The organism is candidate division TA06 bacterium (assembly GCA_016208585.1).
Taxonomy (GTDB): domain Bacteria; phylum Edwardsbacteria; class AC1; order AC1; family EtOH8; genus UBA5202.
In genome coordinates, this window is sequence record JACQXR010000054.1 from 1 (window position 1) to 24,619 (window position 24,619).

General features: G+C 52.9%; 21 protein-coding genes, 1 tRNA gene and 1 pseudogene. 6 read left to right on the forward strand and 17 right to left on the reverse strand.

Annotated elements, in window-relative coordinates; translation table 11 throughout:
• The 8 genes from HY768_04425 to HY768_04460 all read right to left on the reverse strand — a co-directional run.
• The coding region (locus HY768_04425) for a hypothetical protein (GenBank protein ID MBI4726463.1) at positions 1 to 200 on the reverse strand (200 nt) is incomplete at its 3' end.
• Entirely contained in the window at positions 173 to 796 is a 624-nt protein-coding gene (locus HY768_04430; GenBank protein MBI4726464.1) for a SpoIID/LytB domain-containing protein, read from the reverse strand. The genes HY768_04425 and HY768_04430, both read right to left, overlap by 28 nt.
• Positions 783 to 2,672 (reverse strand): tetratricopeptide repeat protein, encoded by a 1,890-nt coding sequence (locus HY768_04435; protein ID MBI4726465.1) that lies wholly within the window; start codon positions 2,670 to 2,672, stop codon positions 783 to 785. The genes HY768_04430 and HY768_04435 overlap by 14 nt, the downstream gene beginning before the upstream one ends.
• Positions 2,669 to 2,971 (reverse strand): hypothetical protein, encoded by a 303-nt coding sequence (locus HY768_04440; GenBank protein ID MBI4726466.1) that lies wholly within the window; start codon positions 2,969 to 2,971, stop codon positions 2,669 to 2,671. The genes HY768_04435 and HY768_04440 overlap by 4 nt, the downstream gene beginning before the upstream one ends.
• Positions 2,972 to 3,095: 124 nt before the next feature.
• Positions 3,096 to 4,502 carry a radical SAM protein gene (locus HY768_04445; GenBank protein ID MBI4726467.1) on the reverse strand — a complete coding sequence of 469 codons (1,407 nt, stop codon included), beginning with the start codon at positions 4,500 to 4,502 and terminating at the stop codon, positions 3,096 to 3,098.
• A complete protein-coding gene (locus HY768_04450) occupies positions 4,499 to 5,170 on the reverse strand; it encodes a glycosyltransferase family 2 protein (GenBank protein ID MBI4726468.1) in 672 nt (223 codons plus the stop codon). The genes HY768_04445 and HY768_04450 overlap by 4 nt, the downstream gene beginning before the upstream one ends.
• Positions 5,167 to 6,144, reverse strand: a complete 978-nt coding sequence (locus tag HY768_04455; GenBank protein MBI4726469.1) for a tetratricopeptide repeat protein — start codon at positions 6,142 to 6,144, stop codon at positions 5,167 to 5,169. The genes HY768_04450 and HY768_04455 overlap by 4 nt, the downstream gene beginning before the upstream one ends.
• 59 nt (positions 6,145 to 6,203) lie before the next feature.
• Positions 6,204 to 7,388 carry an NAD(P)/FAD-dependent oxidoreductase gene (locus HY768_04460; GenBank protein MBI4726470.1) on the reverse strand — a complete coding sequence of 395 codons (1,185 nt, stop codon included), beginning with the start codon at positions 7,386 to 7,388 and terminating at the stop codon, positions 6,204 to 6,206.
• A 135-nt stretch (positions 7,389 to 7,523) separates the two neighbouring features.
• Here HY768_04460 and HY768_04465 point away from each other — a divergent pair, with 135 nt between their 5' ends.
• The 5 genes from HY768_04465 (at position 7,524) to HY768_04485 (ending at position 14,574) form a co-directional block, all read left to right on the forward strand.
• Positions 7,524 to 9,680, forward strand: coding sequence for a hypothetical protein (locus HY768_04465; GenBank protein MBI4726471.1), 2,157 nt, complete (start codon positions 7,524 to 7,526; stop codon positions 9,678 to 9,680).
• 3 nt (positions 9,681 to 9,683) lie between these two features.
• Positions 9,684 to 10,934 (forward strand): glycosyltransferase, encoded by a 1,251-nt coding sequence (locus tag HY768_04470; protein ID MBI4726472.1) that lies wholly within the window; start codon positions 9,684 to 9,686, stop codon positions 10,932 to 10,934.
• 230 nt (positions 10,935 to 11,164) lie between these two features.
• Positions 11,165 to 12,316, forward strand: a complete 1,152-nt coding sequence (locus HY768_04475; GenBank protein MBI4726473.1) for a glycosyltransferase family 39 protein — start codon at positions 11,165 to 11,167, stop codon at positions 12,314 to 12,316.
• Positions 12,317 to 12,446: 130 nt separating this feature from the next.
• The gene (locus HY768_04480; protein MBI4726474.1) at positions 12,447 to 13,709 is read left to right on the forward strand and encodes a glycosyltransferase family 39 protein; all 1,263 of its coding nucleotides are present in this window, start codon (positions 12,447 to 12,449) and stop codon (positions 13,707 to 13,709) included.
• 1 nt (position 13,710) lies between these two features.
• A complete protein-coding gene (locus tag HY768_04485; GenBank protein ID MBI4726475.1) occupies positions 13,711 to 14,574 on the forward strand; it encodes a glycosyltransferase family 2 protein in 864 nt (287 codons plus the stop codon).
• A 46-nt stretch (positions 14,575 to 14,620) separates the two neighbouring features.
• Here HY768_04485 and smpB read toward each other — a convergent pair whose 3' ends face one another.
• A complete protein-coding gene (gene smpB / locus HY768_04490; GenBank protein MBI4726476.1) occupies positions 14,621 to 15,079 on the reverse strand; it encodes an SsrA-binding protein SmpB in 459 nt (152 codons plus the stop codon).
• Between the two features lie 54 nt (positions 15,080 to 15,133).
• Here smpB and HY768_04495 point away from each other — a divergent pair.
• A tRNA-Leu gene (locus HY768_04495) sits at positions 15,134 to 15,221 on the forward strand.
• Positions 15,222 to 15,275: 54 nt separating this feature from the next.
• On the opposite strand, the gene HY768_04500 is transcribed toward HY768_04495, so the two are convergent.
• From HY768_04500 to HY768_04535, 8 genes and pseudogenes are all read right to left on the reverse strand, one after another.
• Complete coding sequence (locus tag HY768_04500) at positions 15,276 to 15,668, reverse strand: hypothetical protein (protein ID MBI4726477.1); 393 nt, start codon at positions 15,666 to 15,668, stop codon at positions 15,276 to 15,278.
• A gap of 3 nt (positions 15,669 to 15,671) precedes the next feature.
• Entirely contained in the window at positions 15,672 to 17,084 is a 1,413-nt protein-coding gene (locus HY768_04505) for a diguanylate cyclase (protein MBI4726478.1), read from the reverse strand.
• A 19-nt stretch (positions 17,085 to 17,103) separates the two neighbouring features.
• Positions 17,104 to 19,881: a hypothetical protein gene (locus tag HY768_04510; GenBank protein MBI4726479.1), complete on the reverse strand. Its 2,778-nt coding sequence runs from the start codon at positions 19,879 to 19,881 to the stop codon at positions 17,104 to 17,106.
• Positions 19,881 to 20,621, reverse strand: coding sequence for a creatininase family protein (locus HY768_04515; GenBank protein ID MBI4726480.1), 741 nt, complete (start codon positions 20,619 to 20,621; stop codon positions 19,881 to 19,883). The genes HY768_04510 and HY768_04515 overlap by 1 nt, the downstream gene beginning before the upstream one ends.
• Positions 20,622 to 20,669: 48 nt before the next feature.
• Positions 20,670 to 21,365: a rhomboid family intramembrane serine protease gene (locus HY768_04520; protein ID MBI4726481.1), complete on the reverse strand. Its 696-nt coding sequence runs from the start codon at positions 21,363 to 21,365 to the stop codon at positions 20,670 to 20,672.
• Positions 21,366 to 21,468: 103 nt separating this feature from the next.
• The gene (locus HY768_04525; GenBank protein ID MBI4726482.1) at positions 21,469 to 23,505 is read right to left on the reverse strand and encodes a VWA domain-containing protein; all 2,037 of its coding nucleotides are present in this window, start codon (positions 23,503 to 23,505) and stop codon (positions 21,469 to 21,471) included.
• 135 nt (positions 23,506 to 23,640) lie between these two features.
• Positions 23,641 to 23,940, reverse strand: coding sequence for a DUF4234 domain-containing protein (locus HY768_04530; GenBank protein MBI4726483.1), 300 nt, complete (start codon positions 23,938 to 23,940; stop codon positions 23,641 to 23,643).
• 114 nt (positions 23,941 to 24,054) lie between these two features.
• Positions 24,055 to 24,328, reverse strand: a pseudogene (locus tag HY768_04535) (PAS sensor protein).
• Between the last annotated feature and the right edge of the window lie 291 nt (positions 24,329 to 24,619).

Genomic DNA, 24,619 nt, shown 5'->3' on the forward strand with positions numbered 1-24,619 from the left:
AATTTGAGGCTCCCTTTCCGGCTTTGCAGGCTGACCACCCGGTTGTTGTTCATGTCGGCCACGTAGACCTTTCCGTCCTCGGTGGCGGCGATGCCCCGCGGAGTGTGTAATTCTCCCGGCCCGCTGCCCATTTGTCCGAAAAATTTTAAGCCGCTCAAGCCCTGGTTGTAGATTATCTGGTGCCGCCCGGAATTGACCATGTAAACAGTGACATCATCGTCGTCGTCCTTGGTGGAGGTGTCGTCGGTCTCGGCCAGCCGGCCTCCGGCGACGCCCCGATCTTGGTGAAAGCATAACTGCGCGAGACTACCGCCTGGGCCTTTAGGGCCTCCAACTCGGTGCGGCCGGATCCCAACTCGGCGCCGACCACGCCCAAAAGATATTTTTCCAGTTCGGTCTCCATCACCAGCAGCAGGCCGGATGCTGTTTCCTGCCTTATCTCTGCCGGGTCGGAAAATTCCCGGTCGTTAACACAGAAAGGAGACTTGGAGTAAATCCTGACAAAGCCATTTATCGGGCCGAAGGCTTGTCCCTGGCTGGTATAAATCATCAGACCGTTAATCGCGGGCAAAAGTTTCCAGCTTTGGCCCGGGGCAATCAACGTCTGGTGATCGCCGTTGCTGACATAGACTGTATCGCGCCCCCGGATCTCCGTCCGGGAAAGATTGCGGCTTAAGGCTACCCTTATCAGCGCCAGTTGCGGCGCCTGTTTTTGAGAGAGATACCGCGGAGCGCAGCCGTAAAGCACCAAAGCCGGCAGCATCAATGATATTTTTACGAAATCACTCCTTTTCATTTTTCCGCAAGGCTTTGATTCTCCGGGTTACAAACTCCCGGTTGACCGGCTGGCCGAACTTTTGAGCAGTCTCCAAAAATAATTCCCACTGGACCGCTGCCCGGACGGGATCAGTTTTCTCCAAAGCCTGGGCCAGGTTCATCCTGCTTTCCAAATGGTCGGGACTTAACGCCAGAACCTTTTGCCAGATATCCAGGGCCCGAGTTGCATCGCCCTGACGGCTTAAGGCCAGGGCCAGGTCGTTGTATAAGCTGTAATCTCCGGGATCAACCGCTACGGCTTTTGAATAAGCGTCAACGGCTTTTTTCCAAATCATTTGTTGGGCGTAGATAATACCCAGATTGGCCCATCCCTCCCTGCTTCCGGGTTCAATGGAAACCGCCTGTTTGAAGGCTTGTTCAGACTTAAAAAGATCTCCCTTTCCGCCGTAGCTGATGCCCAACGCCACCCAGGCACCATGATGGTATGGATCCAAAGACAGGTTTTTCCGGGCGTAAATTATGGCCCGGTCGTATTTTTGCCATTGGACATAGACCAAAGCCAGTCCGTAAAGGCTGTTGACGTAAGTTGGGTCGATCTCTAACGCCCTAAGGAACTCGCGCTCGGCCGACGGCAGGTTGCCATTCTGATAATAAAGGTTGCCCAGATAGTCGTGGGCGATAAACGAGTTCTGGGAACGGGCGGTTTCGGCGGTCCAGAGTTTTAACGGGCTTCGCCATTCCATGTTTCGCTTGATTGTTAAGGCCATCATGGCCGGCAGGATCAGCCATAAAATTGCCGCGGCAAGTTTTCTGTTTCCCAGACTACTCCAAAGATATCCGGCCCAGATTGCGAAACCAATTAATGGCAGATACAAGAATCTCTCCGCCAGCAAAGTTGTGATGGGAAAAATGTTGGAAACCGGCAGCAGACCTATCACAAACCAGAACCAGCCGAAGGCCAGGAATCCTTTGTTCTTCAGGTCCCGGATGGCGAAGGCCGTGATCATCGTCAAGATGCCGAGAGACCCGATAATCCTCCAGTCAAGAATGTTTGTCGAGAGATCATAGACATAGTCCACCCGCAGCCACAAAGGCAGGAACAACAGCCGGACATAATCCAAGGCCACCCGGATCATGGTGAAGAGATTGGTCCAAAAGGAATCGCCCCAATAGGGGCATTGGGACACCATCCCCAGGGCCAGCCGCCGGAGGACAAAATAAACAGCGATGATCAGAAAATAAACAGTATCCGGCTTCCAGCGGGAAATCGTTTCCCTGATATTTCCTTTGCCGGTAAAAATGTATCGATATAAAATGAACAAGGCCGGCAGGACGATGGCCGTTTCTTTGGACAACAGCGCCAGTATAAAACTGAAACATGAAAGCCCAAGAGCCCAATGTTTACGCGATTCTTCGTAAGACATGAAAAGGATGAAGGCCGTCAGGCCGCAGCTTAAAAACATCAGGTCTCCCCGGCTGGAGATCCAGGTCACAGCCTCGGTCTGGATCGGGTGCAGGGCAAAGATCAGGCAGGCGGCCAGGGAAAGGTTTTCGTTTTTGAAAAGCCGGCTCAGCAGCAGATACAATATAACAACATTCAGCAGGTGCCACAACAGGTTAGTCAGGTGAAAACCCAAAGGATTAAGGCCCCATATTTTGTAATCAACCAGATAGGATACTGTTCGCAGCGGACGCCAGATTCCTTCCCATTTAATGGCAGCAATGCTGGAAGAATGGCTGGCAAAATATTCCGGCAAATTCCGCCATTCCCGGATACCGGGGTTCTCCTGCACAAAAAAACGGTCATCGTACATGAAGTCGGCCGAGAATATCGGCCAGTAGGCGATGACCGTCAGGGCCAGGATGAGTATTATTCTCAGGTATTTCTTGTTCATTTTTTATCGAGCACCAAATACTGTATCAGGCCCCAACGGTATAAAAACCCTTTTTGGTGCAGCCGGTTGATGAGATCGCCCAGCCCGAATACTTTGGAAGGCAGCAGCAGCCTGTATCCCTGGCTGACAATTGAAAAACCAGAATTTTGGGCGGCTGCCGAGACCGGCTCCAGATAATTGGGATAAAGCCGGCCTTCGGGCATCTTCAGTTTCAAGAATTCCAAGGCCCGCAAAATCAAAAACCACCGGGGATTGGGCCAGGTCAGGATCATTTTGGGCCGGCCGGGATATTCGGACATTTTCTTTAACAGCGGCTTAAAATCATCCAGATGCTCCAGGACATCGGAGCAAATTATCAGATCGAAATTTCTGAAAGGCTTAAATGTGCTGATGTCGGAGGCGATAAATGTTCTTTTACCCGGTTCATTTGACCCAATTCCGGAATTGCCACAAAGCCCTGAATTCCTGTTTCCAGGCGGTCCCGGTCTTTAATGACCTGATGATCTTTAGCACCTGACCGGGGCGCAAATAAAATTCCCGGAAAGCCCTGCTCCTGAAGGCTTCCACTTCGGGCGGATCAAGCTCAGAAGTTTTAATGACGCAATAGTTCTGTTCATATAACCTCCAGTCCCGGCTGGCCAGCCATCCTTCTTTTTGGGCCTGCCAGTACAGCTCCGAACCCGGAAAAGGCACCGCGGAATAGAACTGGGCAAAATCGAAATTCAGTTCCTTTACCAAATCCAGGGTGGCCCTCAACTCTTCCCCGGTTTCTCCGGGGTAGCCGAACATCACATGGGCTGTGACCTTCAATCCCGCCTTTTGCGCCAGGTTCACAACGTTCCTGGTCTGCTGAATGGTCGTTCCCTTGGCCATCAGGTCCAGCATCCTCTGGCTGCCGGACTCCACCCCGAAACCTATCATCCAACAACCCGCCTGTTTGAAGTTATTCAGCATCTCCGGATCCACCTGGTCCACCCGGCTGTTGCAGACCCAGCCGATATCAAGCTTGCGGTTTATGATCTCCCGGGCGGTGGCCAGGGCATGGCCGCGGTCCAGGGTAAAGGATTCGGCCCAGAACAGGAATTGTTTCACGCCGATATCATTGATATCGTACTCGATCTCATCCGCGATCCTCCGGGGCGAGAACTTTCTCAGCTTTTTTCCATAATAGACATGGTCGGCGCAAAAACGGCAGCTGAAAGGGCAGCCCCGGTTGGTGGCCAGCAGCAGGAATGGCCGGTCGGAAAGGGGAAGTTTGTAGAGATCTTTGTCGATCAAGTCCCAGGCAGGGTATGGCAGGCTGTCGAGATCTTCGATGGCGGCCCGGGGCGAATTATGAAAAACTTCTCCGTTCCGGCGGTAGCTGATGCCTGATATCCCATCTAATTTTTCCGCCGAGATCAGCTCCAGGGCGGCCTGCTCCGGCTCGCCTTTTATTATCACCTCCAGATTTTTGGAAAGGCCGAAGGTTTCCTCCGGCAGGGCGGTGGGATGAATGCCCAGCGCCGCCGTGCGGCAGCGGGGCAAGGCTTGGGCCAGGGCGTCAACCGTCTCCATGTCGCCAGCGATCGAAGGGGTGGCGCTGTTGAACAGGCACCAGTCCGGATTAAATTCTTTGGCAAGTTGCAGCAGCCGGGGACGGGAGATCTTTTCCACTATGCAATCGTGCAGTTTCACCCGATGCCCGGCCCGGCGTAGCACCGCCGCGGTCAGGGCCAGGGAAAGCGGCGGCCAGACCGAGGTCCAGGCTCCGGCCCGCTGCATGCACCGTCCCTCCCGCACCTGGGCCACGCCAAGATAGGCCGGAGGATTGATCAGCAGGACATTCAAAACGCCATCTCCTTAAAAATATGCCATAAGAATTTCCAGCCCTGGGTGGTCTTCAGTTTGGAGACCCCGCCCTGCCTGGCGAATTCGTGGCTGGCGATCTCCCGGATGACCAGCCCCTTTTTTATGGCCTTGACCACCATTTCCTGTTCTATCAAAAAATCATTCGATTTCAACCCCAACCCTCTGGCTTTTTGAACATCAATAGCCCGGAAGCCGTTCTCGCAATCGGTGATATCGGCCCCCCACCGCCAGTGCAGCAGCAGACTGATGAAAGCCCCGCCGGCCTGGCGGATGATGTTGTCCAGGGTGCCGTGGAATTCGTCCGAACCGCCCCGCAATCTTGAGGCTATCATCATGTCGGCTTTGCCTTCCATGATCGGCCGGGCCAGATCCGGGATATCGGAGGCCTGGTGCGATCCGTCGGCGTCCATCAGCACCAAAATGCCGCTTTGGGCCTTTTGTATCGCCAGGCGCACTCCGGCCCCTTTGCCCCGGCCGTCGTCTGAAAGAACCGGAACACCTTCCCGGCGGGCTATCTCCGCCGTCCGGTCGGTAGAACCGCCGTCTATCACCAACAGTTCATCAGCATGCCCTTTGGCGCCGAGGATGACCTGGCCGATGGTGGCTTCTTCGTCCCTGGCGATTATGGCTACGGTTATTTGTTTCACTGGCTGATCTTTAATTTCTTCTGGGCCTGCTTAAGTACCTCAAAGGCCCTGCCTCTTTCGTACTTCAGTCTCTGGGCCGACCGTTCGTCCAAAGCCAAGCCCAAAGCTTTTTGGGATGCCTCCAGCGCCTCCCGGTATTTTTTCTCTTGATAATAGCACTTGGCCAGGCGGCTGCCGACGAACACCCGGTTGAAATTATTCATCGGCTGGCTTTGATCCAGCAATTTCAAAAGCCGGGCATATCCGGCGGAACCCTTATCCCACTGCTTGGTCCGCCGGTATACCTCCGGGGCTATCCAGAAAAATATGTGGTTCTGGGGAAAGCTTTTTTCCAGCTGCTGGGCCTGCTCCAGGGCCAGGGGGTATTTTTCATAATCCAGATAGATCCAGGCTAAGCCGTTCTGGGCCAGCACTTTGGAATAGCGCCCCTTTTCCATGGCCGTTTTTATTTCGGCGATGCCTTTCTCCCGGTTGTCGCCGATGAATGGAAGCCACTTTAGAATGCTGGCGGCCTTGGTGCGGAAATAGTGGAACGATCCGATGCCCAGATAGGCGTCATAAAGCTGGGGATCCAGGGCTGCCGCTTTGTTCAGGTCGGAGACCGCCGATAATCCGTTGCTCAAAGCCGAAAAATAATCTTTGGCCCGGGCCTTGATGGCGGCCCGGTAGGCATAGGTTCCCCCCCGGATGAAGAATGCCCAGGGATCCCGGCGATCCCGATTCACTGCTTTGTGGGAAAGTTCCAGGGAACTATCCAGCAATAAGGCCTGGGTATCGTCCCAGACCTGGGTCTCGTAGGACATGGACCTTAGCTGATAGGCCCCGGCCTTAAAAAAATATCCGGCCGGGTTTTTGGGATGCTGGCTTATGAAAACGTCAAAGGTGTCTATAGCTTCCTGATACTGGCCCTGGTAAAGGATCTCCAGTCCCCGGTCGATCCGGGCGTCAAAATCATCTCCGACCGCAGCGTTCAAGATTGAAGCCGGTAATAGCAGAATGACAGAAAGGCCGAATGTCAGAATAGATATTTTTTTCACAGCAGATGCCTTCCCAACAGCAGCAGGCCCGGATCCGACCTCACCACCTGTTTGGCCACGTCTATGGGATTTATTTTTGAGGGTTCCTTGCCCTTAAGCAGCTGAGACAGGAATCTGGCGATCCGGTTCATGTCATCGTCTTCTAATTTTAAAAAGACCTTGCGCACCTTGGCGTGATATTTTATATCCTTCCACAGACCCGACCACCAGAGGCTGGGATAATTCTCAAGATGTTTTTTATTTCCGGTCTTCAGGTATTCCGCAACTTGACGGGCGGCCATCTGCCCCGAAGCCATGGCGGTGGCGATGCCGGCCCCGGACAGGGGATCGGTCAACCTGGCGGCATCGCCGGCCAGCAGCACGTTCTTTGCCGCCATGGGATGGCCTTCCTCCAGGGCCGGTGTGCCTCCAGCCATAGTTTCGATAATCTGGGCTTTGGGAAAGTGTTTTATTAAGAATCGGTCTAAATACTCCCCGGGCTTTTTTTGTCCGGCCAGGCTGCCCAATATTCCCAGTCCCACGTTGGCCAGGCCGGCATCCTTGGGAAACACCCATAGGTAGCCTCCGGGAGCAATTTCCTTGCCCACCCAAAACCGGGCCATGTTCGGGGGACCGTCGATGCCGGACATCAGATATTGCATACAGGAATGCAACTCGGTTGATTTTAGCGCCGTGTTCAGGCCGGCCCAGGCCCCGGTCAAAGATTCCACTCCGTCGGCCCCGATAATAGCTCGGCAGGAAATATTGTGAATCTGATTTTGGTATAAAACTGTAACCCCGCTAAAGTCGCCGTTTTTGCTTGAGATAAGGCCCACCGCCTCGGCGTTGACCAACACATGCGTCCCGGCTTCGGCCGCTCTTTGGGCCAGCCAGCGGTCAAACAATTTGCGTTCCAGCACATATCCTACTTCGGGCCAGGGCACCGCCACCTCGGTGCCATCCGGGGAGTAGAGTACCGCGCCGTTGATGGGCGCAGCGATCCATTTGGGATCCGGCCGGCAGAAAAGCGCCAGGCTTTTCAGACTGATCGCCTCGGCGCAGCACAGGGGAATGCCTATCTCCCGGTGCTTCTCCAAAAGCAGCACCGAATGGCCGGACTTGGCCAAGGACTCGGCGGCCAGAGACCCGGCCGGTCCGGCCCCTACCACCACTGCATCGTATTGAAAGTTTTGAATTCCCATTGAACTTTATGTTAACATAACAGCCCTATTATTTCAAGATATTTAAGCCCTAAAAGATGAACGGCACTTGCATTAGAAAACATTCCGGCATAAAATTGTTGACTTTGGCGGGCCGGTTGGGTTATTATCTGAGGTATGGGCAAAAGATTTTCCATCAAGAATATCGGACCGGGATTGATCCTGGCTGTTCTTATTTTCGGATCAGCGGCCTTGGCCCAAAACTGGACCAGTTATACCAATTTTAACCAAGTGCTAAAACTGGCAGCGGATTCAGCCTCGCCCCGGTTTTGGGGCGCCACCCCCGGCGGGGCCGTTTTATTCTCCTGGCAGGATACGACGCTGATTGAAAAATACGATAATACCAACGGACTTCCCAATGTCGAACTTACTTCCCTGGCACTGGGACGCTACGGCTACAAATGGTTCGGCACCTTTGGCAGCGGGATAGCCCGGCTGGATTCCGCCGGATCATCTTGGAGAATTTTCAACGCCATAGACGGCCTGCTGTCGGACACGGTCACCGCCCTCTGCAGTTATCGGGCTTACATCTTTGCCGGGACCAAACAGGGATTATCATTTTCCAATGACGGAGATTCCTGGCCGGGTATTGCGAACAATCTGATATTCCCTAATTTGCAGACCATTAATGCAATTGAACAGAGAAACGATACTATCTGGATTGCCACCGATGTCGGGCTGTCCCGGGTGTCTGTGGATTCGATGATCAACAACCGCCCCCTTTCCTGGCATCGGGACTCGGCCTTCGGCCTTGGTTCGCGCAATATCCAATGCATCTTTTTATCTGATACCCTCAGCGTTGTCGGAACATTGAACGGGGCAACCCGGCTGGTGGGAACGGCCTGGGATTCCATTGGTTATTTAAGCGGGCTGGTTGTCCGCGATATAGCACAAAAGGGAGATTCCCTGTTCTTCGCCACCAACAACGGCATCCGGCTTTACCATCAAGGATCATGGGATACCCTGTCATCAGGTCTTTTAAGCCCGAGCACTTACTCGCTGACCATTGATGGTCTGGGCCGCCTCTGGTGCGGAACCGAACTGGGGTTGGCTTTTCTGCAACAGGATAATGTTTGGCATCCCTACCGCTTTAATTGTATAGACGGCAATTCTTGTTTCCGGGTAACCTGCGATCAAGCCGGAAACCCTTACGTCATAACCCGGCCTCAAAAAGAAATTCAGTATTTACTTAGCGGGCAATGGCTATCATATAAACAGTCCAACACTGGCATGCCCTTTTCCATACTGGAACGTTTAGCCGTAGATAAAAATAGTAGTTTGCTGGCCGGGGATTGGGGACAGGGACTTTTTATACACAATTCGGCAGGCCGGTGGCGACAATATCTTTCGGTCCTTCCCGCTCCGGTAGTAAAAAACATTCTGTTAACTGAAAACGGCTTCTATCTGGCCCAGTGGGGATATGACTACCGGGATCCCATAACATTTTACAGTTATGCCGATACCCTGTATCATACTTACTGGGGTCCTCTGGAAACTCTGCGCCCCAACGCTCTGGCCATTGACCGCAATGGGACCCTGTGGATTGGCACAAATGCAGCCGGGCTTTACAATAGAAAAACCAATGGCCTTTGGCAAAATTTCAATGAAACCAATTCAGGGCTGCCTGCTAGTCCCATAAATGCATTGTCCTACGATAATAATGGACGGCTTTGGATCGGTACCGCGAACGGTTTGTTCTATTATGATGGGAACAAGATATCACACTATTCCCACACTTTGCTTTCCGGAACAATCATATCCATAAAAATCGACCGGGCCAACAACAAATGGATCGGCACCGCCAACGGCCTGAATCTTATAACCTGGGACGGCCAGGTGCTGGCCTATACTCAACGAGACTTGGGAAACAACGGCTCCAGATTGGTCAGCGACAATATCCACGAAATTGCCATCGCCCCGATTGACGAACAGACCGACGGCATTTACCTTGCCACCGGAAAGGGCCTGAGTCTTTTAAAATACAACCTGGTGTTACCCCGGCAGGCGCTTTCGGTCAATGTGGCCCCCAACCCCTACCGGCCAGGCCAGGACCCTTACTTATATTTCAGCAACCTGCCTTCCCAAGCAGTGGTGAGGATATTCACCATAGACGGCCGGCTTTTAGGAACCTTCGACGGGCCGGATGGGCCGGAGCATATTTTAGTTATTAACCCTGAAGATATCAAATCAAAACTTGTCTCCGGACTTTATTTTTGCCAGATCAGCGCCCCGGGCTTCAAACAAACCATCTGCAAATTGGCCGTCATCCGCTGACCCATGAAAAACCTTTTGATATTAAGCTACTACTACCCGCCCTTGGGATTAAGCGGGGTTCAGCGAACCGTCAAGTTCGTCAAATACCTGCCCCAGTTCGGTTGGAACCCGATGATTATCACTCCTCATCCCCGCGGCAGTTACGTTTATGATCCCTCATTAAGCGAGGAGGTCAAGCAGGCCAGAGTTTTCCCTACTTTTTCGCTGGACCCGCTTTATTTTTTACCTTCAAAACGTCGGCCGTCATTGACAAACAGCCCTGAGCTTGGCTCCAGCATTAACCGCTGGTTCATTCCCGACAACAAGCTGGGCTGGGTGCCTTTTGCGGTGAAAGCCGCGTTGCAGGCTTCCCGGCTGAATAATATCGATGCCATATACTCCACGGCCCCGCCCTATTCATCTCATCTGGCCGCAGTGTTTCTGAAAAAACTCCTCCAAAAACCTCTGGTAACAGATTTTCGGGATGCTTGGACCGATTACACCTGGGCCAGTCACCCTACGCCGTTCCATCATCATGTTGACCTGGGTTTGGAGGCCTGGGTTTTGAAAAATTCTGATGCGGTGATCGCAGTCAATGACGAAATAATAAATGGCCTCCGCCGGGCTCATCCGAATGTTGCCCCTGGCAAGTTCCGCTTGATCTCCCACGGCTACGACCCGGCGGACTTTGCGGTAGAAGCTCGGACCGGCGGAGAAAACTTCCGGATCGCCTATGCCGGAACGTTCATTAAAAACCGCAGCCCCATGCCGCTGTTGGAAGCCCTGAAAATACTGCAAGACCAAAACCCGATATTATTGGACAAGCTTAAAATATCTTTTGTCGGCACTTTCCGTCCGGGTGATGCTGCACTGGTTGCAGGTTCAGGGTTCGCCGATAAAATTGATTTCTGGGGATACCTGCCCCACCGGGAAAGCGTGTCCGTTTTGATGCAGGCCAACCTGTTGTGGCTGGTGATGGGCCCGGAAGAGACCGCCAATGTTACTCCCGGCAAATTGTTTGAGTATCTGGGAGCCCAAAAGCCCATACTGGCTTCCATTCCTAAAGGAGCCGCTCAGGATATCATAAAAGAAGCCGGGGCCGGACAATGTTTTTCCCCTGACGATCACACCCAATCAGCTGCTTTTTTGGTTTCTCAGATAAAGGCCTGGCAGCAAGGTAAGTCGATTGATACCATCAGACCGGAGCGACTAAAAAAATACGATCGCTGCTTGATAACCAAGGATTTATCCGGATTATTAAATCAGCTATGCTGAAATTTAAAACCATACTCGCCGACCCTTTGGTGCTGGTAATTATACTGGCAACGCTTTTACGGATTGCTCTCCCCCTGTCCGCCCTGGCGGTAACCGGCCAATCCTCCGTCTTTTCAACAGCCGACACACCCTCGTATCTGCTGCCGGCGCAGTTCCTGCTTAAACATGGAAGCTTCTCCGCCGGGATGTCACCCGAGATCGTAAGGACCCCGGGCTATCCTGTTTTTCTGATGGCCGGTATAGTTTTTAACCAACCGACCGCAATTCCCCTGATCCTTCAGATAACTTTAAGCTGTCTTACCGTATACCTGGTTTACCTAATTACATTAAAAATATTTTTGTCCCGGCCAGCGGCTTTGGCCGCAAGCCTTTTATATGCCGGAGAGCCCCAATCGGTGCTTTATTCTGCAAAACTCATGACCGAAACCCTCTTCGCTTTTCTGCTGGCAGGCCTCCTTTATCTTCTCATTTTATACCTGACCAGGCCAAGACTCCGCTTTTTGCTTGCGGCGGCGGCCACCGGAACCGCTTTAGCCTATGTCCGTCCTATCGGCTATTACCTTCCATTCCTGATCGCATTGTTTATTGGCATTAATTCGCACATCCGACACCGGTTTTGGTCAGTTTTCTTTCCTCCGCTGCTTCTTTTTTTGCTGCTTTCCTACGGGCTGCTGCTGCCCTGGCAGGTTCGGAACAGCCGACAGGCTGGTTACTCCGGGTTTTCGGCAATTGCCGATTGCAATCTATATTTTCACACCATGCCGGCAATCATGGCACACCAGCCAGGCCGCGAATACACCGAGATCAAAGCGCAAATGAAGGTGCAAAGCTATGAAGATTTCTGTCGGGCCCAATCCGAACTGCCTGGTGACAGCCAAGGCGCTGCTTTAAGACAGATGAAGCGCCAGGCACTTTTTGCCATCAGCCGCGATATCCCATTCTTCACCTGGCTCCATGTTAAGGGAATGCTCCGGACGTTGATCGGACCAGGCGCCACCGAGTTTATTAAATTATTCAACCTTAAGAAATACCTGCCCGGCAAAATGGATGACCAGTTGGGAATGCTTGCCCCCCTGTCGCGGATTATTTACGTGCTTGTAAAAAATCCTGTTTTTACAGCCCTTGCTGTTTTCCTTGATCTGGTTCTTGCCCTGTACTTATTTTTATCAATCTATCCTTCTATAAAACGTAAAATCCATGCCCAAGGTCCGGTCTTATTGCTTTTAACTGTGACATTATATTTTATAATTCTTTCGGGGGGATTTGTTGGACAAAGTCGCTTAAGGCATCCGATAATGCCCATTATTTGCATCTTTGCAGGTTATGGGCTTCATCTATTTTGGACTCAAAAGAACTGGTACGAAACGCCTGCTGCCATTTGAAAAGAATCCTGATAATGCAGAAGTATTAATAGGCTTTTGCCCTGTTTATCGCATTGAACTTGACCTAGATCGATTGGGCGGCTGTAACTGCGCTTAATGCCGCAATTAACCCGAGCTGTTGTATACATCTATGAAGCTAAAGGAAACAAAATATCTTTGGGCCGTTATGCTTCTGGCCCTGGTCTTAAGGCTGGTGCCGGTGTGCTGGAACAACCAGCCGCCGGTCTCCGACGGAATTATGTACCACCAACTGGCCCGTTCGTTGATTGAGGTTGGCACCTATTCATACGCCGACGGCACGGCCACCGCTTATTGGCCACCGGGCTATCCTCTTTTGCTTTGCGGACTTTATACCCTTGGTTTTAGTTTGCTGGCTGTAAAACTTTTTCAGGTGGCCCTGGGCCTGATTTCAGTATGGTTGGCCTTTCTGATCGGGTGCAGACTGGCTGGGACCAAGGCCGGGCTTTGGACCTCTTTGCTACTGGCCGTCCATCCCTATCATATCTTTTACTGCAATTTGATACTGACAGAAACCCTTTTTGTGGCTCTTTTTGCCGGCAGCCTCCTGTTTTATTGCAGGGTTCAGGAGTCATCAAGTTTCAAAGATGCCGGGCTCTTGGGGCTTTTTACCGGAGCAGGCATTTTGGTGCGCCCGTTTTTTATCATGTTGCCGGCGTTTTTTATTTTGCTCTCGCCGAAACGCTTCAAGCCTTTGCTGTTGACATTGTTTATTTCAGCAATTATAATTGCCCCTTGGACGTTGCGCAATTACAGGGTTTTCCACAAGTTGATTCCCGTTTCCAGCAACGGCGGCATAAATTTTTGGATCGGGCATAATCCCAAAACAACCGGAGGCTTTCAGGCCACCGGCAACCTGCCGCTGTCAATTCAACAAGCCGATGAAAACGCCCAATCGACCATGGCTTACCGGGATGGATTTAAATATGCGCTTATGCATCCTGCGGAAGAGCTGGGGCACAGCTGCCTTAAGATTTGGTGGCTTTTCATGCCCGATTACGGCAGCCTGATGTGGGCCGGAAGCCTGGACACCGGGAATAAATTCTTTATTTTGACAGCAGGTCTTTTGGGGTTTTATCCCCTGGCCCTGGCTTTCGCCGGACTATGGGGGCTGATCAAACTTAAATACGGATTTTTATGGCAGGGGATTTTGTTTTACATCCTAGGCGTGTGTTGTCTGTTTTTTTCTCAGCCCCGTTATCTCCTGCCTTTTACCCCGGTCTTAGTTATTAGCGCAGCGACCCTGTTTGCCGGGGATTCGTCTATTCAGAATTCCCAAACTTTGATTAAGAAAAGATTCTTCGCTGTTTTTCTTATCATATTCATCATTGTGGGAATAATTTATTGGGGTTTGAGATATCTTTTGAGCCCTTGAAATGACAAATCTTTCCGTCATAATAGTGACCTGGAACAGCCGGGATTACATCCGCCCCTGTTTGGATTCCCTGTTTTCCCAGGGACAGGACCTGGAGATAATCGCCGTTGACAACGGATCACAGGACTCCACTTTGGATGTCCTGCGGGAGTATGGAACCAGGATCAAGGTTGTTGGGAACCAGGAAAATCTGGGCTTCGCCCGAGCGGCGAACCAGGGGTTAAAGCGGGCCGCTGGAGATTTTATCTTGCTTTTGAATCCCGACACCGTACTTACCCCGGGAGCTCTTGAGTCCATGGCCGGATTCTTGGCTGAGCATCCCAAAATTTGGGCCTTGGGTCCCCAGCTTTTGAACCTGGACGGTTCGGTCCAACGTTCCTGCCGCCAGTTTCCCGACGGCCGGATCATGTTTTACGAGTTCACCGGCCTCTCCCGGCTTTTTCCAAAAAGCAAAACCTTTGGCCGGTGGCGCATGGGATATTTCGATCATCTGACGCCGGCCCGGGTGGACCAGCCCATGGGAGCCTGCCTGATGGTGAAAAGAGTGGTGCTGGATAAGGTGGGCCTGCTGGATGAAGAAAATTTTTCCATGTTCTTCAACGAAGTGGACTGGTGCTTGCGGATCAGCCGGGCCGGCGGCCGACTTTACTTCTTGCCCCAGGCAAAAGTTTACCATCACCACGGAGTCAGCACCCGCCGGGTTAAAAAAGCCATGATCATCAGTTCCCACCAAAGCCTGGCCCGGTATTTTTCCAAGCACTACCCGAACCGGTTCTCCACTCTGCTGATCAGGATAATGAACAGATTGACCGTTCCTCTCCGCCTATGGCTCCAGGGTAATGGTGACCCGAAGGGAAAGAATTAGAGAATTGGCCTTATTAGGCAATCCCCCTGAACGACAAAAGAGCGCATCATTCCCGATGCGCTCTTTTATTTACCGCCCTCATTTCCCGTTCCACCTCCCGTTTCTTGATATCCTCCCGGCGATCGTAAAACTTTTTCCCCTTGCCCAGGGCCAGCTGGACCTTGACCCTTCCATTTTTGAAATACAGCGACAGGGGAATCAGGGTCAACCCCTTCTCCTGGGTCTTGGAGCAAAGCCTTTTGATTTCGGCCTTATGCAGCAGCAGTTTGCGGGGCCGGACCGATTCCTGATTAAAGCGGTTGCCGTGATCGTAGGGTGAGATGTGCATCCCGTAAATAAAGACCTCGCCCCCCTTGGCCAGGGCGTAGCTCTCCTTGAGATTGGCTAGGCCCTGCCGGATTGACTTGACCTCGGTCCCGGTCAGGACCAGCCCGGCTTCCAGGGATTCCAGGATCTCGTAATCATGCCTGGCACTGCGGTTTTGGATGCTGGGGTCTTTTTGCATTTTTGCATTTTTTCTTGACAGTAACTGGTGTTATGGCTTATAATTAACGTTTATGCCGGGGTGGCGAAATTTGGTAGACGCGCAAGGCTCAGAACTTTGTGGTCGCAAGGCCATGGGGGTTCAAATCCCCCCTCCGGCACCATATCTCGTAAATGTTCCGAAACAAACCATAAGTTTTTCACTTACGGTTTTTTTATTATTCCCCGTCATCACCTTCATGTTCCGGAGCCGAAAGATAGTCATTTATCAGATTTTCGGCCCTGGCCCGGTCCCCCTCCAGCACCAGCAGCCGGCCCCAGCGCGGCCTCATCATCATGGCCACTCCGTCATACATCGCGATCTGCTCCGAGCGGATCGCATTTTTGATCCCGTGATCCTCCAACAGAGCCGAAAGGCTTAGACCGGTCATTCGATCTGGAAGGTCGCAGGCCGTCACCAGTTCGGTTTCCCGGATCGATTTTCCCTCAAAGGGATCGGTTGTTTTCAAAACTGCTTCCGGAGGAAGATCCGGCACCAGCCTGCTGCCGCAATTGGGACAGGACTGGGATTCCGCTCGGTATCCGGTACGGCATTTAGGACAATAAGACATTTTTCACTCCGCCATCTGGACCCGGTTTTTGCCGGTTTCCTTGACCCGGTACATGGCCTTGTCGGCTTTGGACAGCAGTTCGTCCATGGTCTGGCCATGGGCGGGAAAGACCGCGATCCCGATGCTGGCCGTAATTTTGCAGGAAAGCTGGTGGGCCGTCAAAAAAGGTTCGGCCTCGATTTTTTTCCTGACAGTCTCGGCCAGGCTTTTAGCCTCGGCCGTTCCCTTGAAAGGAAGAATGATCACATACTCGTCGCCGCCATAGCGCGAGGCCAGGTCGGGGGGCTTGACCAGGGCTCCGATCCGGTCGGCCACTTCCTTTAATGTCTGTCCCCCCAAGAGATGCCCGTAAGTATCGTCCACTTCCTTCATGTGATCCAGATCGATGAACAGCACCGAGAGGTTCCGTCCCTGTTTTTTTGCTTCGGCCAGAGCCTTATTAAAGAACAGGTCGCAATGCCGGGAATTGGAAAGCCCGGTCAGGTCGTCGGTAATCGCCAGCTTCTGGGCTTTTTCGTACAGTCTGGCGTTTTCGATGGCGATGGCCGCATGGTCGGTCAGGGTCTGCAGCAGCCCCATGTCCTTTTGGTTGAAGGGCTCCGGCCCCAGCTTGTTGATGATCTCAAAAACCCCGATCAGGCGGCCCCTGGAAATTAATGGGGTGGCAATTATCGATCTGGTCTTGAATCCGGTCTTGTTGTCCATCCCCTTAAAAAAACGCTGGTCCTTGGCCACGTCCGGCACTATCACCGGCTGTCCCTGCTGGGCCACCCAGCCGGCCACCCCCTGGCCCATGGCCAGCCTCATTTCCCTGATCTGGTCGCCCTTTTCCCCCAAAGCCACTTCGAACACCAGCTCCTGGCTGGCCTCGTCCAGCATCAGGATCGACCAGGCCTCGGCCTTGATCAGATCCTTGATCTTGGTCATCACGATGTCCAGCACTTCTTTGAGCTTGAGGGTGGAGTTCAGGGTCCGGGCTACCGCGTTGAAAGTGGAAAGCTCCCGCACCCTCTGTTCCAGGTCGGATAACAATTGTTTGTTGGAAAGCACCAACCGGCGCCGCTCCAGCCCCCGCTCCACCGTAACCAGCAGTTCCTCGTGCCCGAAAGGCTTGTTGATATAGTCGAAAACCCCTTTTTTCAACTGCCCCCGGGCCTCGGGGCTAAGGCTCCGGTCCACGAACAGTACCACCGGGACATCGGGCCGGAACTGCCGCAGTTCCTTTAAAAGCTGCAACCCCTTGCGCCCGGCCAGCTCGGCCTCCATCAGCAGCAGGTCGGCGTCCTCCTGCTGCAGCCATCCGGCGGCCTTGGAGGGCTTGTCGGCCAGCACCGCCTGGTGGCCGTAACGGGAAAGCACGTGGACCACGGTCAGGGCAAACAGCCGGTCCTCATCCACAATCAAAATTTTGGCCATGGCAGTCTTCGTGATACTTTTAAAGATTGGGTTTTAATTCGTAGACTAATTTGACCTCGGCCCGGTCCTCCATCTGATACAATGAGCCTTCATCGCCCACCGCCAGGCTGCCGGAGACCGATCCGAACTTCAGGCTTTGGCTTTTCTCATTCTCGCTTTTAATGGCGGTTTTCAGCCCCACCCGCATGATCTCAAAATCTGCCGCCGGGAAATGATAATGGCCGTCGGGCAGCACCGCCCCGGCCAAGCCGTAAGCTTCCCACAGGCTTTTTTCCCAGGCCTCGGGCCCTGAAATGTTTCCGGCCACAAATTCTTTCTGGTAAACGGGTTCAAACCGCTCGGAATTCAACAGCAGGTTGAAACAGGCCCCCTGGTCCAGCATCACCACCGAGCGCATGGGATCGCGGCCGGCAGTCAGCAGGCTGGCGTCGTTGACCAGGGTCCCGCACAGGTCCAGGTCCCCGGCGGCGTTAAAGGACAAGGAGACCTCGCGCCCCGGCTCGCCCGAACAGATCCCCACCCCCAGCCGGAACAGAGCCTTGAATTCCGGAGGAAGCACCGCATAATTTGTACCCTGGTGCAGGATCTCCCGTTCCTTGGCCTCTTTGAACCACTCCCGGTAGTTGGAAAAATTATCCTGGATGAACCGCTCGGCGGTCTTTAGCATCTGGCAGGCGCAGTCGGCCGCCAGCCGGGAGGACTCGGCCGAGGGAAGCAAGTTCAGTTCAGCTCCGGCCGCGATGGAGTGGCGGATCCGCATCCCCTTGGCCCCGGCCATCTCCTTGTAGCATTTTTCGTAGAGTTCCGGGCCGTTCTCGCCGAACCAGGCCAGCCCCCCGTCTCCGGTGTCCTTGATCAGCATCCCTCCGTGCTGTTTGATGACCTGGGCGATCAAGTACCCCAGCTTATTCTTGATCTCCCTTTCCCGCTCGGCCTGGTTCAGTTTGGCGCTCATAAAACTGGAGCCCCGGATGTCGTACATCATCACCGCGATGTTCCGCCCGTAGCGTTTTAACAGCCGACTCCTCAACTCCCGGGTGTGCTCTCCCACCAACTGGGGCAGGGAACAGACCTTGCCCTGGGCGGCCATGATGCAGTGACGGGAGGTGTTCTTTAAGGACTCATTCAGGTAACGGACCTCATCGAACAACTCCTGCTGCCGCATCAGGGGCGGATCTTTTACCAGCAGCGGGGGCCAAAGCTTGACCAGTTGCGAGAGCCGGCGGCAGAAGATCAGTGGTTCGGCCGTTTCCTTGAGGAAACTCCGGTAACCGGTGATTATCCGCTCCACATGGTACAGCCGGCCGCCGCCCCTCTCTTCCACCAGCCCCTCCAGTGCCTTGAGGTCGTTCTGAGCTTCCTCCAACTCCTGTTTGACCTTTTGGTACTGGGGATCTTTGGGGTTACGCTTTGGGAAGTCCCTTTCCAGTGGGCCAACCCGGCCCTGGGCCAGATTCACCGCTTGGTAAAACAGCTCCATCAGCTCCTGGGAATGCTTCTGGGACCATTCCTCCCATTTATTATCGATGTGCAGCGAATACAGTTTGAACTGGGTCAGGTGCTGCTGCAGGTTCAGGCTGGGATCTTGGGCCTTTGAGGTCAGCATGGCTAAAAGCTCTTTGGACGGCATTTTCTGCAGGTATCTGGTTTTCTCCAGATAACCCTGCAGGTTGCGTTCCTTGCGTTCCAGGTCCCCCAGGTGCCAGAGCTGGGAAAACAATCCCCGCTGGAACTGGACCAGGCTGTCGCTAACTTTGGCCGACAGGGTGATCAGGCTTTCGGAGCTGAATTTGCCATCCACTGCCTTGTTCATCTCGGCATTGTTCTGCATCACCAGGTCCTGGGTTTGTTTTTTTATCCGGGCCGAATATTTCTGCATCTCCAGCAGCTCGGTGTTGACCCGTGTTTCCAGCTCCAGGGATTTTTTGATCACTAGTTTTTGGATCTCTTTGACTGCCAGCTCCGAGGCCTGGGGCAGTTTTTCGGTTATTAAGCTGATGATCTCTTCCGGTTTGGTGACGTTAGCGGAATTTATTTTTTCCCATAGCAATTCCTCTTCGGCCTTGATCTGGTCGGTATATAAAAGATAGAATATCCTGGTAAAAAGCCAGGGATTGAGGTTATGCTCCCAAAGCAGGAAGGACATCTCTTTGGCCTGGCCGCCCTCGGGGCCGATCGGGGCATCCCAGGACCGGTCGGTAAGATTATCCAGCATACCGGTTCCCACCCGTTTAGGGGACAGCACCTTTTGTCTGAGGGGTTTAAGCAGTCCGGTGATCTCCAGCCCCAGCCTGCGGTCTATGGCCGGCCTGAGCCGGAGAGCCTGCTCCGATTGGCCATCCCACCAAACCTGAGCCGCTTCCAACATCAGCTGCCGGTATGATAATTCAAAAACCAGCGCCAGATGGGCCTTAGAAGAGACAAAGTTAGAATACAGTTCTTCGATGATCCCGTAATATATATTCTGTCCGAACTCCCGCCATTTTGACCAGGATCCTTCGCCGCCGCCGGTAAATTCGGCCAGACAACAGTCCAGAAGCAACTGGGCGGCCTGGCCGTGAAAATCACGAGCGCCCCGGGGCAATTCCACGTAGATCACTCCCGGCTCGGGGCCTTCGGAAAATATTTTCAGGAAACCGGCGTTAATCTGGTTCTCATTCAGGTAATTTTCCAATCCCTTCAGGAGATTACGGGCCTCGGCCGATCTGCCCCAGGCTTCTTCCAGCTTGCCGAAATAGCGCCCGGCCAGGGCCGCCTGCTTTTCCAGTTCGGCAATCTGTACGGAAATATCCGCCATCAGTCTAATTTCTCCCAGGCATTTAATATTGTTCTGGCTTCATCTGAGATGATCTTGATCACTTCACCCATGTACTTGCGGGCCTTGGGGGCGTCGAAAACCGGATAACCCAGGCCCCTTTGGTTCAAGATCATCGCGGCATGAAAGGGATAGGGCGACATCCCCGGCGGATAATCGCCGACCTCTTGTTTTTGGTAATCTTCCTTGGAAACCAAGCCAGGATCCACCGCCATTAAGGCCGCCAGTTCGTCGGCTCCGGCATGTCCGGTTCCCTTAAAATATTTTTTGCCGGCCTGGGATGAAGCTTCCCACCAGTGTATGGTCAGCGTCCTGGCCCTCTGCTGCTGCCACAGATACGGACCCACCGGCTTCAGGCAATCATTGTTCCCGCCGTGGCCGTTCATTATGATGATGTACTTGAAGCCGGCATTGGCCAGGCTCAGGGCGGTCTCTTTTAGATAGGCGGTCAGGGTTTCCGGAGAAACGGTCAGCGAGCCGGGGAAACCGATCAGCGATCGGGTCAGACCGTAGGGAATGGTGGGCGCCACCAAGGCGTTGAGCGGCCCGGCCAGTTTTTGGCAGATATACTCCGGGATGATGGCGTCGGTTCCCAGCGCCCCCGGCCCGTGGGCTTCTATGGTTCCCACCGGAAGCAGCGCCCGGTTGATTTTGCCGGGCACTAATTTTTTAAACTGTTTCCAGTTCAGCCTGGCCATAGTTCTTTCTATTTTAATCATCATTTTCTCAACCGACAATCGGGTTTCGGCTGCATAAGTGACAATTGATTTTTAATTATCCCAAAATCCGCCGCTTTTTGCAATATAATTCTGCCGTTTTCTCCATCCTCCCATCGCAAATAAAAGCCCCATTCCGCAGATGAACCCTCCGATGTGGGCGAACCAGGCCACCCCGCCGCCCTGGCCCCGCTGGGGCAGACTGCCGAGGCCGAACACTAATTGAAGGATTATCCATAAACCCAGCACTGCCAGGGCCGGTATCTTGATGATCCGGACAAAGAAACCGAAGAACACCAGCGTCAAGACCCTGGCCTTGGGATAGAGGAGAAAATACGCCCCCAGCACTCCGGCTATGGCCCCGGAGGCGCCTACCACGGGAACGGCCGATCCCGGCTCCGTGATGATGTGCGCCCAGGCCGCCCCGAACCCGCATAAAAGGTAGAAGGCCAGATATTTGAAATGCCCCAGCACGTCCTCCACATTATCCCCGAAGATATAAAGATATAGCATGTTGCCCAGAAAATGAGCCCAACCGGAATGCAGAAACATGGAATAGATTATGCTGGGCCAGCCGGGGACTCCTTCCATCAGCATTTGCTCCGGCACTGTGGCCGTCTGGAGAATGAACCGGCTCAAGCCCGGCCCCAGGCTCAGCTCAAACAAAAATGCCAAGGCATTGGCCGCTATCAGCAGTGTGTTGACTATTGGAAAGCGCGAGGAAACTATGTCGTCCTTAAGCGGAATCATGTTTTATGCTTGATATTTAGATTTTTGACGGATAGCCATAAGTATTGGGTTTTCGCGTGTTTCGCGCTGTGAACAACTTAATAGTTTCTGGAAAGTTCTGGTTTTAAACCCTTCCCCATTTCCGGCGTAAGAACCACTCCCCCGCCAAAAGCAGGCAGATGGCCAGTATGCTGCCGGTTGGATTTTGACCGGATGAACTTGGGGAACCGGGGAGCTTTATTTTCCTGCTCCAGTCTTTGCTTTCCGGAATATCATTTTCATCCCAGTATTGTCCCCCGCTGGCCGCAGCCATTGACTTTAGCAATCCGACGTTTTGCAGGTAATCCCGCAGTTCATCCCGGCCCGGCTCCACAAAAATTTTCCCCCGAGCCGAATATATTTGCTTTCCGCCAAGTTCCAGTCCGGTGGTGTATGAATATTGCCCGGATGGAAGGGTTCCCAGTTCCGCCACAAAATCGCCGTTTCCCCAGTCGGCCAGTTTATAAGTTTTTTTATGTCCGGAGCTGTCGGCAATAATAACCGACCACTTGGCGTTTTGTCCCGATTGCCGGGAGTAATTTTTCCACCGTCCGTTGAATTTGATATCCTGTCCCTGAACATTAAGTATCCGGCCGGGGCCGGCTTCGAAACCGGATCCTTCGCGGCCCAAGATCCACTGCAGGCTGCTTTGAACAATTTCCCCGAACAGGGCGATATCCCGCCCGGCTCCGGCGGCCGCCAGCTTCCAGCGCCAAAGGTCTTCGGCGGCGACTTGCACTATTCGGCCGGCGCCTTCAGTTTCCCTGGCCCACAGGGGATGGTTCTTTTTGTCGGAAGTTTGCAGGCTGGCCAGCAGCAGGACCATCTTGTCTCTGACACTGTAATCTTTATTCAGGCTCAAAGGCGGCAGTCTCTTAAAATCCGGCTCTTTGGAGGCCTCCAGCATACCGGTGCTAAAAAGCTCCGGGGCCGGCCAGGGCGTTCCAACGGTGGGTTTGATCTCCCGGCTGTAAAACATGGGGGCCGTCTGTCCGATGATCCCGCCCTGGCTGAAACTGCCCAGTAAGAACAACCCCCGCCCTTTTTGCCGGACCAGGTTGACGACCCGCAGTTCTGTTTCCGCCGGAAGATCTCCCGGTTTTATGTTTCCCAGTATAATGGCATCATATTTATCCAGTGAATCAAGATTGCCCGGAGAATCCTGCCCCTTGGGAAATATCATCCGCCATCCCGTCCCCTGTTTTATCAGAAGATCAGCGGTGTAAGAGGGATTGAGGCTTATTGCCTGCAACCAGAACTTTAATGTCCATTCGGGGGTTGAACAGATGAATATTAGGTTGAAGTTTTTCTTGACCACGCTGATAACAGCGGCGGCCTGGTCTAATTTTTGTTTGTCTGAATTTTCCAAAACCGCCGTGTAACGGTGTATGCCCTCGGGCTTGGGAATTACCGTGAAGGTCGCCACCGTATCGCCGCTCAGATCAAATCTTTTTTCAGCCAGTTTGGCGCCATTTTCCCATAGGCTGACCCAGCCTCCGGTCAGCATCCCCTTAAGGCTCAGGCTGATCTCGACCGTCTGGCCGGCTTCGATTTCGTTATCGCTCCAGACATCGGAGATCAAAGCATTTTTAACCCCGCCGGCCGGACCGAATCCGATAACATAAACGGGAATGCCGGCGGCCGCATCCCTGACCGGATCATCGCTCCGGTTGTGATTCCCGTCCGATAAAAGCAGGATGGCCCCGGGCTTGTTTCGGAACGCTAAAAAAAGGGCCTCGGACAAATCGGTATATTCCAACGGCTTTATCAGACTGTCAATCAGTCCTTCCTTCAGCCCATCGCCGGTAGTCCGGTAAACGGTTATTCTGCTTCCCGGCAGCCTCAGGGCGGAAGCGATAGACATGGCCCTCTGCCAGCGGCTTTGGGGTTGGCCGTCATTCAGGGTCATGCTTTGGGAGGCATCGGCCAAGATCAGCAGGCTTTGTTTTTCCCGATCCCACAGCCGGGGAAACAAGCCGTGCAGGGCCAGGCCTAAAATAATAATTGCCCCCAGCCTTAATGCCAAAAGCACCGCCCATTTTTGCCGGGATAGCCCGGGCCGTTCCCGCCAGCCCAGGGACAAAGCGGCCGTTAGCAATATGATTATCAGCGCCCAGATCATTCTTTGATTATACTTTTAAACCTTGGTCAAAGTCAACTTGCAAATCATAATAGCCGCCATAAATGAACATCCGCCCTGCCTTAAATAAGGACAAAGCGGATGTTTGTAGTTTCGGGGATACTTAAGCGGAGCAGATCAGGCTACGTTCTTATTGAATGAATCCTGAACTATGGCAGCGCCGATCATGCCCAGCAGGAACAACAGGATGAAGGCCAGCACTCCGGAAGTCTTTCCCCCGGTTACTACCTCTACGCCCTCAGAATATTTCCACATCCACCACAGGTTGACCAGGGGAATGATGATCAGCCAAGCGGTGGGTATTTTAGCTCCCTTGACGTTCATTTCGATCTTGGTCTGCACCATCCAGTACAGGCTATAGATCCCGAAAGTCACGAAGGGGAGAAGCAGGACAGCTATGGGATTCCGTTTTTTCATGGCGACCTCCTTTTTAGTGTTTTTTTAGGGTGATAATGCCGGAACTTTAAATCAAACCGTTATCGGATAATTATACCCTTAAAATACTTCAAAATCAATATATTTTTCAAAATATTACTGTCTGATGAAATGCGGCATCTCGAAGGGGATCTCCATAGACAGTTCCACCAGCCCGCCATATTGCCCGGCCTGGAACCAGGGTGCCTGATAGATCAGTTTTTTTACCCCCTGCTTTTCTATGGCAGTCTATCAGGCTTTTGCCCACTAGCGAAGCTCCGCCGTACTTGGCCATCGTCCCGGTAGCCTTGTCGTTCATGTACAGGATTATCCCCTGGGCATTGCAGACCGTTACTGCGGCGTCGAACCCTTTAAACCAATTGGTTATCATACATAATACCTTTCATACTACTCAGAGCGGATACTTGTGGTGAGTGTAGCCGAACCAATAGTAGACTTTTTTTCACCAAAATACCCGAAATACGCAAATAATATTGGATTGATAGAATCGGGAATGTCCACTAATATATGCTCCGAGTAATAAATACCTGAATTCCGTAGCATAAATATACACTACAGTCCTTTGAGGAGCTGAGGAGATACAGCTTTAAGGATGCGTTCTTGGCGTTTTGTTAATGTGACAATACGGGATAAGGTAAAACCTTTTGACTGATCACGCAAA